The organism is Clostridia bacterium (assembly GCA_035561135.1).
In the GTDB taxonomy this organism is placed as follows: Bacteria; Acidobacteriota; Terriglobia; order Terriglobales; family Acidobacteriaceae; genus DATMYA01.
This window is the reverse complement of the sequence record DATMYA010000021.1, coordinates 1-12,589: the sequence shown is the minus strand read 5'-3', so window position 1 is coordinate 12,589 and position 12,589 is coordinate 1. Positions and strand designations below refer to the sequence as shown.

At 61.1% G+C, this 12,589-nt stretch carries 15 protein-coding genes; 9 read left to right on the top strand and 6 right to left on the bottom strand.

Going from position 1 to position 12,589, the window contains the following annotated elements:
- Positions 1–254: hypothetical protein (locus tag VN622_05815; GenBank protein ID HWR35371.1), on the bottom strand; the 254-nt coding region annotated here is incomplete at its 3' end.
- Positions 255–580: 326 nt separating this feature from the next.
- On the opposite strand from VN622_05815, the gene VN622_05810 reads away from it, so the two are divergent.
- Positions 581–1,075, top strand: a complete 495-nt coding sequence (locus VN622_05810) for a hypothetical protein (GenBank protein ID HWR35370.1) — start codon at positions 581–583, stop codon at positions 1,073–1,075.
- 26 nt (positions 1,076–1,101) lie between these two features.
- Here the strand turns inward: VN622_05810 and VN622_05805 are convergent, their stop codons facing one another.
- The 4 genes from VN622_05805 to VN622_05790 all read right to left on the bottom strand — a co-directional run bounded on the left by VN622_05805 (position 1,102) and on the right by VN622_05790 (position 4,739).
- Positions 1,102–1,314 carry a hypothetical protein gene (locus tag VN622_05805; GenBank protein ID HWR35369.1) on the bottom strand — a complete coding sequence of 71 codons (213 nt, stop codon included), beginning with the start codon at positions 1,312–1,314 and terminating at the stop codon, positions 1,102–1,104.
- Between the two features lie 1,571 nt (positions 1,315–2,885).
- The gene (locus VN622_05800) at positions 2,886–3,482 is read right to left on the bottom strand and encodes a hypothetical protein (GenBank protein HWR35368.1); all 597 of its coding nucleotides are present in this window, start codon (positions 3,480–3,482) and stop codon (positions 2,886–2,888) included.
- Complete coding sequence (locus VN622_05795; GenBank protein HWR35367.1) at positions 3,469–4,215, bottom strand: hypothetical protein; 747 nt, start codon at positions 4,213–4,215, stop codon at positions 3,469–3,471. The genes VN622_05800 and VN622_05795 overlap by 14 nt, the downstream gene beginning before the upstream one ends.
- On the bottom strand, positions 4,206–4,739 hold the full coding sequence (locus tag VN622_05790) for a DUF3489 domain-containing protein (protein HWR35366.1): 534 nt from the start codon (positions 4,737–4,739) through the stop codon (positions 4,206–4,208). The genes VN622_05795 and VN622_05790 overlap by 10 nt, the downstream gene beginning before the upstream one ends.
- A 499-nt stretch (positions 4,740–5,238) precedes the next feature.
- On the opposite strand from VN622_05790, the gene VN622_05785 reads away from it, so the two are divergent.
- The 4 genes from VN622_05785 to VN622_05770 all read left to right on the top strand — a co-directional run bounded on the left by VN622_05785 (position 5,239) and on the right by VN622_05770 (position 8,144).
- Positions 5,239–5,700 carry a hypothetical protein gene (locus tag VN622_05785; GenBank protein HWR35365.1) on the top strand — a complete coding sequence of 154 codons (462 nt, stop codon included), beginning with the start codon at positions 5,239–5,241 and terminating at the stop codon, positions 5,698–5,700.
- A 321-nt stretch (positions 5,701–6,021) separates the two neighbouring features.
- Complete coding sequence (locus VN622_05780; GenBank protein HWR35364.1) at positions 6,022–6,279, top strand: hypothetical protein; 258 nt, start codon at positions 6,022–6,024, stop codon at positions 6,277–6,279.
- Positions 6,276–7,658, top strand: a complete 1,383-nt coding sequence (locus VN622_05775) for a DnaB-like helicase N-terminal domain-containing protein (GenBank protein HWR35363.1) — start codon at positions 6,276–6,278, stop codon at positions 7,656–7,658. The genes VN622_05780 and VN622_05775 overlap by 4 nt, the downstream gene beginning before the upstream one ends.
- A gap of 249 nt (positions 7,659–7,907) precedes the next feature.
- A complete protein-coding gene (locus VN622_05770; protein HWR35362.1) occupies positions 7,908–8,144 on the top strand; it encodes a hypothetical protein in 237 nt (78 codons plus the stop codon).
- A gap of 262 nt (positions 8,145–8,406) precedes the next feature.
- On the opposite strand, the gene VN622_05765 is transcribed toward VN622_05770, so the two are convergent.
- Positions 8,407–8,676 (bottom strand): hypothetical protein, encoded by a 270-nt coding sequence (locus tag VN622_05765; protein HWR35361.1) that lies wholly within the window; start codon positions 8,674–8,676, stop codon positions 8,407–8,409.
- A gap of 57 nt (positions 8,677–8,733) precedes the next feature.
- Between VN622_05765 and VN622_05760 the strand changes: the two genes are divergently transcribed.
- From VN622_05760 to VN622_05745, 4 genes are all read left to right on the top strand, one after another.
- Complete coding sequence (locus tag VN622_05760; GenBank protein HWR35360.1) at positions 8,734–9,045, top strand: hypothetical protein; 312 nt, start codon at positions 8,734–8,736, stop codon at positions 9,043–9,045.
- A 227-nt stretch (positions 9,046–9,272) separates the two neighbouring features.
- Entirely contained in the window at positions 9,273–10,565 is a 1,293-nt protein-coding gene (locus VN622_05755) for a phage major capsid protein (protein ID HWR35359.1), read from the top strand.
- 164 nt (positions 10,566–10,729) lie between these two features.
- Entirely contained in the window at positions 10,730–10,933 is a 204-nt protein-coding gene (locus VN622_05750) for a cold shock domain-containing protein (GenBank protein HWR35358.1), read from the top strand.
- 316 nt (positions 10,934–11,249) lie between these two features.
- A partial coding sequence (locus VN622_05745) for a hypothetical protein (GenBank protein HWR35357.1) occupies positions 11,250–12,589 on the top strand: 1,340 nt, incomplete at its 3' end.

Below are 12,589 nucleotides of genomic sequence, written 5' to 3'. Positions count from 1 at the left end.
GACGCGCGCACGTACGAGATCACGTCCTGGCAATACGACCAGATCCGGTCGCGAAGGAAATCCGCCGTCTCATTCGGGTGCGCCGGATCGCCAGCAGGATCATCCGTGTTCGAAGTGAACGGCCAAATCTGGTGACCCTTCGCCGCCGCGAACGCATCGATTGTCTCCTGGTCATAGAACGGCATCCCGCCGTGGGCGTCGGCCAAGCGGTTGTCGAAGTACCACCACTGCGTCTCACCTAACTGGAGCACCACCCGAACCCTCGGGACGCGTCACGATTCCCGCCAGGCACGCCTCCGTCTTCTTCCGCATGCGCTCCGCGTCGCGATAATCATCGAGATCCCGCATCGCGAGCATGACGGGCGCCAGCCATGGCACTCCGCGCACTTGGCCAGGCCGCAGGATGCAGCCGCAGGATGCAGTAGGTGTGCATCACTTGCGAGGCGAGCACCGGCTGGCTAGAAGGCCCCCGTACGGATTCAGCAAGTAGACGCCGCCCGGGTGATAGTTATAAAGCCAGTAACACTCGCGCTGTCCAAAGAGGTTGAATTGCACGCCCTGGACGATGTGCCCCGTCGCGATGCCTGGAGATGTCCAGGAAGTCCCCTTCCAGTACTTGCAACTGAAGAGGCACTCGGAAATTGTCCTGCGGCAGCCGCGGCCGGAACCGGACGATGCTGTCACCGCTCTCGGCGGGCGTGCGCACGATGAGCGCCTGCATCCCGTAAAAATCCAACTGCCCGCCCGGGTCGCAGTTCTCAGCGAAGTAGAGCCACTCGCCGTCGATGATCCTGTCGATCTCCGGCGTTCCCGTCTTTGCCTGAGGAACGATCCCGTTCCCACTGTGTTTCCGACCAGTTCGGCGATGGCCTTGCTGGCGTACGGATTGTTGCGCAGCAGATCGCGCGACCGGTTCCGCAAGCTGATCAGGGAGGCGCCGATCTCGGTGTTCGCGTCGCCGCCGGCCGCCACCCACCCGTCCGTCCTCCGTCCCGACTTTGAGCCGTCATACGCGAACGTCTCCGTCGCCGCGCGGAACCGCGCACGCCGATATGCGCGCTCCGGCGAGAAGTAACCGATCACTTTGTCAAGGGCGTTCATTTAGTCTCTGCTGTGCATGGCCAGGCTGAAAGAGGAGGGCGCCGCACCCGAGGCGGTTGCGATCGCAGCGTCGATGTCGGCGAGCGCCTTTCGCATATCATCGACGCTGTTGTACTCGACCGCGCGGTCGGTGAACTGCACGCGGCGCGTACCGCTGAAGATCGCGCGCTGCAGCGTGTCGCGCATCGACTGCAGTTCAGTCAGTTGAATCATTTGAACCAGTCCCTGCTGTCACCGCCGCGAGCCCCCCAGAAGCTATCGCGTCCACCCCAGTAACAGCCGACGCGCTTGTAGTCATATCGCATTGCAACCGCAATACCTAGATCTGCCAAAAGCCGGTTTCCGGGTTAATTGTGGGAGTCTGGGGGACTCTCGAGACGTGTGCAACCGGAGGTGTTTTCCACAAACCCCACCTTACTGCCCCGACCCGCTAGGCACGTTTCTTTCAGTCGCCCAAGGCTTGCCGTTGAAAGCTCATCCAACTATCATCGGGGGTGCCATATGGCTCGGGAATAATGCTATAGCCGCGGCGGGAATAAGGACTGCGGCCGCTGCGGCGGCTCGGGGTATTTGCACGATCCAAATGAACCGGCATCCTCCCGCAGAGAGAGACAGCCCATCAGCCCAATTGAGACTCCAATCAGACCGCCAATCAAAACGATAGCCGTCATCAACCCTAAGCCTGGCTGCGGCAAGACCACGATCAGCTGGAATCTTGGCGGCTGCCATTTGGGGAAGCGGGCGGCAGTAGATGCGTTGGCCGTGGACAGTTCTGCGCCTGCGGGAGCGGCTTTTGGGGGATATCGTTTACTGATCAGGGACGGCTTATCGATCCGATATCCAGTCGTGCTGGACGGGGAAAAGGGCCAGATCGTCGGCTTCAAGAACGCGGAGGGAGGTCGTCCGTCTACCGAAGCCGCGCCGGGGTCACTTCAAAACTCATCAGTCCCCGCCGTCGCTCTCTCCCAGTATGCGTATGTTTCCTCCGAGATCCCGAACTTTCGACTGCAAATCTCGTCCAAATACACGTCCCTCAAAGAACGCTGCTGCGTGCAGGGGGAGGCCGAGCGTTCGAAGGCACGCTAGAATGCGGGTGATGCGGAGGTGGTTATGGTTGAGCGGCAGTACCCATCTGGCCGCCCGGGGCTGGAATTCCCTTGAGCGAATGACCGTGAGTCCTATGCTCGATCTTCGTAATTCGAAACCGTAGAAGCGAAGCATGGTCTCAAACGATCGAACCAATGCATCTCGTAACTCCAGACGGGCGTGAAAGGGCGGCGATCACCTCATCATCGAGGATCGGCGCTTCCGGGTTTACAAGGCTCGGTGTGCGGAGAGGGAACAGCCACTGAATGTAGTCGTGTACGTATTCCAGATCTTCGACTCCCCAGGACTGAATCTCAGCGAGTCGCCTACCGCGGTCATCAGGTATTCTGCCTGCGTAGAAATCAACAAGGATGCTGTTCAAGCCCAATCATACCCCAACTAATCTACTACAAGATGCGGCCGGTGTAAGTAGCAGACCGAGAACGGCGTCGCTGAATCCGAATGCCGTTTCAACACGGGAATGATTTCCGACTCCGGTTGATCAACGTGCCGGCGTGCTTCCAACGCATGTCACCAGCTCTTCGAAGGCCTCCAGCGCCGTGGACCCCGGCATAGTGCTATAGATCGCGTTATTGAGCGCATCCCAGTATTCAGGGCCGAGCATACGGATTGACCGGTAACGGGCACGCACTCCCGCAAAAGCTGTACGTGCGCGTGTTGGCGATTGACCATATGTCCTAAGCTGAGCTCCGCTCCGTCGAAAGAAGATAGCGAAACGAAAAGAGGTGACCAGCGAGAACGGTAAAGCCGACATCGTCGGGGATCACGCTGCGGACCGCTTTTGAGAATTCGGCCTTCCAGACCACGCGACCTCGCCTGTTCACAAACCAAACCGTATGCCAACGCCAAACGAGCAGACCACCCGCATGCGCTGCGACGCTCGCATAGTAATCCGGCAGTTTCGCACATCCGCTGATGTCGTTGTCCTTGAATGTAGTGAGCAGTCCGGCGCAGTAGGTCGCCATCAGCCCGCGATGATCCGCGACGATTGCAGAAACGGGACCATGCCCGACGCAAACACTCATTACCAACGTCCCTTCGACGTTGAAGACGTGCACGCGTCCCTCGGTCGTACCCATTGCGATCCGCTGGTACCACGTGGCAAGGCTGCGAATCACTTCGTCGCTGCCCGAGCGGCCAGGCATCAAATCCACCCTGGCCAGCACGTCTTCCCCGGTCTCGCCGGCGGCTTCTTGGAAGACCTCGATAGACTTATTGAACGTGGAGCGGGGCGCCGAAGCGGATGAAGTTTGAGTACTGCTATCGAGTGTCATTCGGCACGAATCCGAGAGGAACGCGGTCGGGGAATTCAATCCCCAGCTTCTGAAGAGCTTCCGAAGGTACGGGGATGTAGCCAGGCATGCAGATGTCGTACTGCGCAATGTGCGCATTGGGAATCGTCGAGCGCCAGCACCTGTGGCCGAACTCACTGAACAGAAAGATGCGTTCACTTTCGGCGATGACTGGTGGGCCGGGCCACGAGGAGGCGACTGAGAGATAGGGCGGCTCGGTTGCGCCGGTGAACGCGGCCAACAAGTAGTATGGGTTTGGGCGGGGACGGACGACGTGGCGGCGCCAGATGCATAGGCCCTCTGGCGAATATGCATATAGTCTCCCGTCACGGCAGCCGATATACCAGCATGCTGGGCCTGCTGCCGCCTCGCTGACGGCATTGGGCAGGGTCGCTTGTGCGGCCAGCAAGCCCTTTCTGCTGATAAAGAACAAGGTGCTCGGGCTGCCCACCTTTTCCTTGTACGCTAGGCAATCGCCATCAGGATGGAACCACATCCTGTGAATGACCGGTAGATCGTCAATGCGGCGTTCAATCGTAAGACTTGTAGGGTCGACATCGGTAAGGACCGACCGCCCCCGGGCGACGCTGAGACAGCGGATCAGATAGCCGGTGGACCCGCAGAGCTTCGCTTCCGGGCTTACCCGCAAGGTTTCCACCAACTCGAAGTCGCCGGCACCCTTTCGAATCGAAACGGTGCACGGCTTTACTGGCATCGGGGTCCCCCCTCTGCTTCCTCTCCCGGTTCGGTCGGCTCCGAGCGCAGATCGAGCGAGTACGCCCGCTGGCCGATTTCGGATTGGCTCGAACGCAGCGCCAGCTTCATTTTCTTCCTGACTACCCCACTTAGGAAGCCGCGAACAGAATGGGGCTGCCAGCCGGTGGCAGTAACGATATCCTGCAGTGTGGCGCCTTGGGCGCGCTTCAGGAGCCCAAGTACTTGGGACTGTTTGCTGGTCGGCCTGCGGCCGTTCCCGGTGCCGCTACTTCGGCTTTCGCTCGGGGTGAGTGTCTGAACGGCGTTCCATATGCGGCGAACCGCCGTCTTGCGGTCAGTAAACTTCTTAACCGCGATCGAACCCGGCAGGCCCGCCCAAATCGCCAGCAGTCGCGATGCGGGCCATGTGGCCGTCGCACTCATCAGGCCCCGTTCAGTCGAGAATTGAGCGTCCATTCGATGCTGGGCAGCTGAGGTAAAAGCCCACACTCGGTTCTCGCTGTCAATTGTGAATACCTTCATGCTCTAGCTCCTGTGCGCCGTTGCCGGCGGACACCACATTCGTCGCTCGGAAGGCGAGAACAAGCAAGTACGAAGGCCCCGCTGCGTCGCCGTTGAAGGGTCTCGCTCCGGGAGGGAGGGAAGAGAACGCGAGGTGCGGACGGGATATCCGTCTTTTCGAGCGAGACAGAGTAGCGATAAGTTTGCCGGAAGTTTGCCGGACTGGAAGGGATTCCAGAAGATTCCAGGAGGTTCAGACGTAGCGTTTCCATACGGCTGCATATCGCAGGGGAATAGGGCAGAACGCAAGCAGTGGTTTGAGGTGCGAGCGGGCGAAAGCTCGTGGGGGTTCAAGTCCCCCTCTCCGCACCAAGTTTAGGCCCGTAGGCTCAATAGCTTACGGGCTTTTTTATTTCATCGGCCAGATATCGGCCAAAATCCCCCGCCGCAAAAATTCCAGAAAAAAGTGTTGACGACGCCAGCAAATGCTAGTATCCTGAGACTTGGGAGACACTAGCAAATGATGGCATCGAGCGAGAACCTTTACACCGCGAAGCAGGCGGCGGCAATCTGCGGTATTAGCGATACTGCGCTACAGATAGCCCTCGACCGTGAGCACGTGAGAGCAGCCGTGGTTACGCAAGGAGCGCGGACCTACCGGCTGTTCAGCCGCGAACATCTCATCTCTCTCTGGATTTTTGCGCGGATGGCGGAAAACGGGCTCAAGCCGTCAGCCGCTACCGTATACATCGAAAACCTGGAAAATGAACTTGCGGCGGAGCCGGTATTGCCCGGTGGCCTAAAGCACGTGTTTTGCCACCAAGGACTCATTGACCTCGTCGGCAAGGACCAACAGGCCGACGACACCCTGCGGACCGGCGCGTACGTAGTGGACTATGAGGGGACGTGTGCGGCTATCGATGACGCCATTAACACTCTTCCGATCCTGACCTACTGGCTGAATAAGCAGGGGCATGAATGAGGCAGGTACCTCGCTCGCACGCGGACAGTTCCGCGCCGCCCGCGGTAGAGGTGCGCTCCGGCGGTTCCCTTATCCGGCGAGTGTCGGAGGGCGCTGCGAAGCAGTTGGTGTCCCGGGGCTGGGGCGAGTGGATCGGAACTGGCCGACGGCAATATGTTCAACTCACACCAAGCGCACCCCTGTCTTCCCTGCCCTCGTGGAGCGGTAACGATGGCACCAGGCCCGCGCGCGCGGATCATACCTGCAAGGTTTACGGTAACGGGCAGTTGATGGGCAGTCCCCAGGCACATCGAGAGTTCATTCGAGTTCCCTAACATCTAAATGGCACGTATCGGCGAATCCCGCGCGACACCTGCAGCGGGCGCCGGAAGTGTGCCTGATCCCTTCGGCCGCATGTTCACGCCGGCCGAACTGGCGAAGATCTGGAACCTCAGCGAGAACAGCATCCGGCGAATGTTTCAGGACCGGCCGGGCGTGTTCAAGATGGGCGATGCAAACCCGCGCGGCAGGCGGGGCTATCAAACGCTTCGAGTTCCCCAAGCGGTAGCCGAGGCGGTGTTTCGGGAGCGGTGCAGATGAGCCAGGCGATTGAACGCACGCTGCCGTGCAGCGTTGAGACCGAGAAACTCGTGCTCGGTTCGATTCTCCTGGATGGCTTGACCTATCCGACTGTGGCCGCCGGCGTTGCTGCTGACGATTTCAGCATAGAGGCACATCGGCGGATCTTTCGGCGCATTACGGATTTGTACACGCGCGGCGAAGCGGTTGACCGTCTGACCCTCTATGAGGAGTTGAAGCGGCACCACGAGGTTGAATCGTGCGGCGGGCTGGGCTACCTGGTTTCGCTCGATGACGGTCTGCCGAAGATACTAAACCTCGAAAGCTACGTTCGCATCTTGGCAGAGAAGGCCGCGCTCCGGCGCGTCATCTTTGCCTGCCAGAACATCGCAAGTCGCGCTGGCGTTTCGGGCGAGAACGCGGCTGAGATCATTACCGCTGCACAAGAGGCGTTCTCCAGCATCGGACCGCGCGGGCAGAAAGTGCCGACGGTGGCGGAGATTCCGTCCGTGCGGGACTGTGGGAGCACCGATATCGAGTACATCCGCCACCCCGAATTGCCGCGTGGCGCCGTGGTGGCGCTGACGGGCGATAGCGGCTCGGGTAAGAGTACGCTGGCGACGGCATGGACGCGCGACGTGAGTGTACCCGTGCTTTTCCTGGACCGAGAGAACCCCTTGAGCGCGATAGCGGACCGGCTAGAGCGGCTCGGGATGATCGATGGCGACCGGATACGCTTCTGGGGTGGCTGGCTGGCGCAAGAGGCGCCGCAACCGGATGCGCCGGCCGTGATGGACTGGGTGCGCACCTGTGACCCTAAGCCGCTGGTGGTGGTGGATTCGTTCTCGGCTTTCGGCCCAGTGGATCAGAACGACGCGGGCGAAACCCGCGCCTTCATGCACCGATGCCGGCGGTTGGCTGACCTCGGGGCAACCGTGGTCGTAATTCATCACGACGGCAAGGCAGACACGGCGAAGGACTACCGCGGCTCCAGCGACTTCAAGGCGGCCATTGACTCGGGTTACCACGTCACGAACTTCGGTGACGGGCAACTCGACAAAATGGCGCTGCGCCCGTTCAAGAACCGATTCGGGCACGCGGGGCAGATCATGTATGACTACGCGGGCGGGCGGTTCACGCGATGCGATGAGCACAACGCGAGGCAGACCGTTACAGAGCAAATGACGGCGTTGCTTCGATTGAATCCGGGCGTGACCGGCAAGGCGTTCGAGGACTTGGCAAGCAAGCACAACCTGGGGCGTAATGTGGCCCGGCGGTTCCTGGGTGATGGCGTTCTGGCGGGATCTATCCGGTTCGAGACCGGCGCGAAGAACATGCGGCGGTACTCCGTGGCGGCAGTGGAGACCGAAGATGCTCCTGATTGGGTGCTCGCTGATTAGGCGCCAGCGTTAGCTCGCCACCCCACCCCTTATAGGGGTGTGGGTGGTGGCGAACTGACTTAAAACGCCAGTTTGGCAGTCGCGCCGAGGGGTAGCGGCGAACTGGCGAACAGGAACAAAGGTAAGCATTTACGGGTATTCGCCGCTGCTCTAAAACGCCACCGATTTTAGTTCGCCACCTTGCTCGCCACCGTAGGGTAGGTGGCGAACTGCGAAACATCCGCGTGAAACATTATTTGGGGGTGGATTGTGACAGTCAAACAACGGATCGCAGAGCGGTACCGCGCTGGCAATAAAGAGGCCGCGCGCATCGTCGCGTCCGATCCAGTGAAGTACCCCGGCGTGATGCAGAAGTGGGCAAGCCTGGTGCTTGTGGAGACCAACGCGCGACCAGCGGATGCGGAGGCCGGGCCGTTGTTCGCCGGGCGGCTGAAGTGGGCGCCCGAGATCGACCACGACCGGCCCGAGGCGCGGGCGCGGGACTGAGGCTGCCGATGCTCGTAAGTTGTTGATAACACACGGGGGTGGTCGGAAGTGTAGCAAGCGCCACCGTAGACCGCGTGGGAAGGCTCGTGCGCGTGTGACCAGTTTTCCAAATTCTGACCGAAATCCTGGAGTGAACCACATGGGAAGTCGAGGACCATTGCGGAACCCAAATTCAAGGCGCGGCCAACAGGAGAGGCGCAGGGGCGCTCGGCCAACCAAGCCGCGGAGCGTAACCCCCGAGCGGCCATCGTGGCTGTCGCCTTCATCGTATGCCACCTGGGACGCGGTTCTCTGCGACCTGGAAGCCGCGGACGTGCCATTGCAGCGGATCGTCGGTCACGCCATTGCTTTTTACGTGGCCTGTATCGACGGTGCGCGGGATGCCACGCGAAACGACGACGCAAAGCTGGTGGCGCGGTTCTCTCGTGACGCGATTGCCTGGGGAAACCAGATCGGCGCCACGCCGGCCGCCCGGGCGCGCCTGGGGATCAAACCCCCGCATGAACCCGACGAGGCGAACCCATGGGATCAATTTTGAGCCTCCGTGAACCACCAACGAAAAGCCGCAATTACCAGGAGGTAAGGAAAGATGGCAACTGATTATTCAAACGGATACGGCAGCCTGCCTACCGAGGAGTTGATACAGCACGTCAGATCGGGGCGCCTGTCCGGACCTGGCGGAAGCCTGCGCCAAATTCTCGCGGCGCGCGCCTTCAAGGTGCAGAGCGCGGCCGAAATCGTGGATGGCGCGGTCATGACCGGCAAGGGCATGACGGCCGAAGAAAAGCGGTCTGTAGACTCCCTGTTTGAAGAAGCGCGCGCACTAGACCCCGTGATAAAGGAAGTCTACGAGAACATCCGGCGCGAACTTAAGGCCCCGACCGCGGCCTATGCGTCTTAACCCGCAACTGGCCCTGGAAAGGGCGCAGAGCGGCTACATTTAACAGGTATCTGCAACCCGGCAGACGTCGGAACGGAGATACCTTAACCCCCACTCCAGTGGACCGGAAGCGCGCCAGGCGGAGCGCAACTGGCCCGTACGCAAACCTCCGATAGCCAAGCATGGCGGCGGTGTGCGCGTGCAGCGGTGCAGGCCGCAATTAACCAACAGAGAACTGGAGCAATACTATGTCAACGATTCGTGAAATACGCGAGAAGGCGAACGCCTACATCAAAACCGCCACAAGCATTCTGGATACCGCCATTGGGGAAAAGCGCAGCCTCACCACGGCTGAGCAGCGAGACGTCGACGGGCTCAAGGAAAAGACTGATGCGCTGCTGGCTACCATTGGCCGCCATGACCAGGTACGCGACCTCCAGGAGGACATGACCCGGCTCGTGGGGCACCCCGGCACCGGAATGAAGCGTTCCAGCATCACCCCGAGCGGTGACCCCCGTATCATCACCGGCGAAGTGCGCATGGCCGACCATGTGCGCGGCACCTACCCCGCCGAGTACGACGGACTCAGCCTCGGTAAGTTCATTCGCGGATACGTCACCGGCAACTGGGACGGCGCCGAGGGGGAACAGCGCGCGATGGCCGAGGGAACCGTAGGCGCCGGCGGCGCAATGGTCCCGACTCCGCTTTCGGCGGGCGTTATCGACGCCATGCGCAACAAGGCGGCTATCTTTCAGGCCGGCGCGGTAATCATTCCGATGGATGCCGCAACGCTGAAAATGGCCCGCTTGAAGACGGACCCCACGGCAGCGTGGACGGCGGAAAATACGACCATTACGGCGAGCGACGGAGAATTCGAGGCGGTGACGTTCACGGCCCGCAAGCTCGCGGCCCTGGTGAAGTGCTCCATCGAGCTTATCGAAGACGCCCCGAATGCTCACAGCGTCATCGAAAACGCGCTTGGGCAGGTGCTCGCCCTGGAGATGGACCGCGTTGGGCTGTACGGCTCTGGCGTGGCCCCGGAACCCAAGGGACTCAGTATCTACGCCAACACCGTCGTCCCCGAAGTCCTGATGGCCGCGGACGGCGCGACTATCGCCAGTTACGACAAGCTCTCGGACGGGTACTTTACCGTTGTCGAGAACAACATCACGCCCACGGTGGCCATTTACGCGCCGCGAACGGCGAAACAGCTTGACCAGTTGAAAGAAGGCACCACCAACGCCCCACTGACGGCCCCCCCGTCTTGGGCTGGCCTGAAAAAGCTGGTTAGCAACCAAGTGTCCATTGACCTCGCGCAAGGTGGCACCCCGAACGGATGCTCCGATGTTCTCATCGGGGATTACTCCGCTATGGGTGTTGGTCTGCGCACCCGCCTGGTGATCGAAGCCAGCCGCGTGGCTGCGGACGGCACCAACGGCGCCTTTACTGATGGTCAAGTGTGGATCAGGGCGTATCTGCGCGGCGACGTGCAGTTGCTTCGCCCTAAAGCCTTCTGCGTCGTTCGCGGCCTGAAGGCGTAAACGGTTCGGCCCAGTGACCCCCGCCCTGTCACTGGGTGCGCGCGTTCCGGTTAACGAGCACCGGGACGCGTGTATTCGATGGGGCGGTCCTTCCTATGTCAAACGGGCTCCGACCTCGTGCGCGGAGCCCGTATTTTTGTATGGCACGACTGAGGTTAGCGGCGATGAGAGAAAAAGGAACGATCAAGACGTATTTTGATGACCGCGGATTCGGGTTTATTCGGCGGGTCGGCTGTCCAGACGTATTTTTCCACTGCTCCCAGGTCGGCACCGAAGGCGACCGGCAGATTACAGTAGGCGCCCTGGTCGAATTTGAGATTGTTCAGGCTGACAAGGGCCTGCGGGCGGTCATGGTGACGCTGCTGTGAGCAAGGTTGAATGGTCCGAAGAACGCGACCGCCTGGCCGGCGCCGCCCTGGACGCTTCGCGCTGGCTTCGCAACCTGCGCCCCGAGCTCGAGACCGCGATCGCGCGCACGGGTGACCCGGGCGGGCTGCTCGCGCGCCTCCGAGACCTGGCGGCGGTGCACGCGGACAAACTGCGCCTGGCGGTGAAACGGTCCGAACCCCCCACGCGCCAGAATCCACGTAAAGCGGCCTGTGAGCCTCTCTGGGGCATTTCCCAGGGGCAAGTAGGGGGAAGGTACCAGCGACCGGCACGCGCCGCACATTCGAGGGGAATTTGATGTCAACGATGATCGTTTTGAAAGACGCTAACGCACTAGTTCTCGGTACCGACTCCAGACTCTCGGCACACGACTACTCGCGAGTTCTCTCGGATCGCTGGGAGAAGATTCGCGAGGTCGCCCCGCAGACGTACATAGCCACGAGCGGCCGGCGCCCGGTTTGCGAGTTCCAGGAAGAGAAGGCCCGGGAGTTGGCTAGCCAACTGGGCACGACCGATATCAAGGCCATCGGCGAAGCCTTGGGGCGGGAGACGGTTATTTATCTGTTGGCCTGCGTGGAGAGGCTGTGCGCGCTGCCTATGGCGCCTGGAGAGACCGGCGGCCCGGGAAACCGACCGCTGCACGGCACCGTCCTAGTGGGCCGCACGGCTGACGGGGAGCTGGGGTACGTCACTCACGCCTATTCGTTTCGCGCGGGCCGGGTGGTCTGTGAAACCGGGGGATCATCCCCTGAAGCCGGGCGGGAAATAGTTATTGCGAACGGAGACCCCGGCGAAGCCCTCTGGCAAGATCCGGCCACGTGGAGCGGTGACCCCGTTGAGGCGGTGCGGCGATTCCTGTCGGCGCTCAAACAGGCGTACCCGCACATCGGCGGCGCGGACCAAATCATACGGCTTGACCGCAGCGGGCCGCGCTGGATCAGCCGGCCGCCCGAAGTAGATAACCCTGGAACCTGGCGAGATGCCGTCGCGGGTTACGCCGGCGCCTGGTTCAAGCGGGCCATGATCGGCGGCGCGTCTCCCGCGGATGCGCCCATCGTAGCCGATGCGAACGGCAATGTCTCCGTGCTCGGAAGCCTGCTTACGGGTCGCCTGGTAGTCGGCGGCGCCAACCAGGTCGACGCGCTGTATGCCTACGACGGATCGAATGGCATTTGTGCCTGGATCGGCAAGTACGGCTCCGATTACGGGTTCTGGGGCCGGAACGTCTGGATCGGCGGAAGCAGCCCGGCAAACGCCAAAATCAAGGGGCTGGCCGATGGCTCGGTAACGATCACGGATGCACCTCTGACGTTGAACTTGAACGGCGTCACGACCAAGATTCACAATGAGGCCGTCGGCGGAAGTTATGCAGGGCTGACAATCACACTCAACGGGTCCGGGCGCAAGGTGGCTGTTGTGCCTGGCTTGGTGTACCTGATGAACGACGCGGGCGCAATTTCCGTAACCATCTCCGGGGGTGGTGGCGGCGGAAGTTGGATGTCAGCCGGCGAGTTTCGCATCGGGGCTGACTACTTCGTAGACGCGAACAAAGATGCTCGCTTCCGAAATCTGAACCTGTCGGGATATCTGGTGATGTTTGACGACATCTCGACAACTGCCACCGTTAGCGCGAATCA

What these genes read in the sequence shown, in the direction of transcription:
- VN622_05795 (HWR35367.1), bottom strand. Translation starts at nt 4,215, where the DNA reads ATGCCAGTAAAGCCGTGCACCGTTTCGATTCGAAAGGGTGCCGGCGAC.
- VN622_05780 (HWR35364.1), top strand. Translation starts at nt 6,022, where the DNA reads ATGGCACGTATCGGCGAATCCCGCGCGACACCTGCAGCGGGCGCCGGA.
- VN622_05750 (HWR35358.1), top strand. Translation starts at nt 10,730, where the DNA reads ATGAGAGAAAAAGGAACGATCAAGACGTATTTTGATGACCGCGGATTC.
- VN622_05810 (HWR35370.1), top strand. Translation starts at nt 581, where the DNA reads ATGCCTGGAGATGTCCAGGAAGTCCCCTTCCAGTACTTGCAACTGAAG.
- VN622_05800 (HWR35368.1), bottom strand. Translation starts at nt 3,482, where the DNA reads ATGACACTCGATAGCAGTACTCAAACTTCATCCGCTTCGGCGCCCCGC.
- VN622_05790 (HWR35366.1), bottom strand. Translation starts at nt 4,739, where the DNA reads ATGAAGGTATTCACAATTGACAGCGAGAACCGAGTGTGGGCTTTTACC.
- VN622_05775 (HWR35363.1), top strand. Translation starts at nt 6,276, where the DNA reads ATGAGCCAGGCGATTGAACGCACGCTGCCGTGCAGCGTTGAGACCGAG.
- VN622_05755 (HWR35359.1), top strand. Translation starts at nt 9,273, where the DNA reads ATGTCAACGATTCGTGAAATACGCGAGAAGGCGAACGCCTACATCAAA.
- VN622_05785 (HWR35365.1), top strand. Translation starts at nt 5,239, where the DNA reads ATGATGGCATCGAGCGAGAACCTTTACACCGCGAAGCAGGCGGCGGCA.
- VN622_05805 (HWR35369.1), bottom strand. Translation starts at nt 1,314, where the DNA reads ATGATTCAACTGACTGAACTGCAGTCGATGCGCGACACGCTGCAGCGC.
- VN622_05760 (HWR35360.1), top strand. Translation starts at nt 8,734, where the DNA reads ATGGCAACTGATTATTCAAACGGATACGGCAGCCTGCCTACCGAGGAG.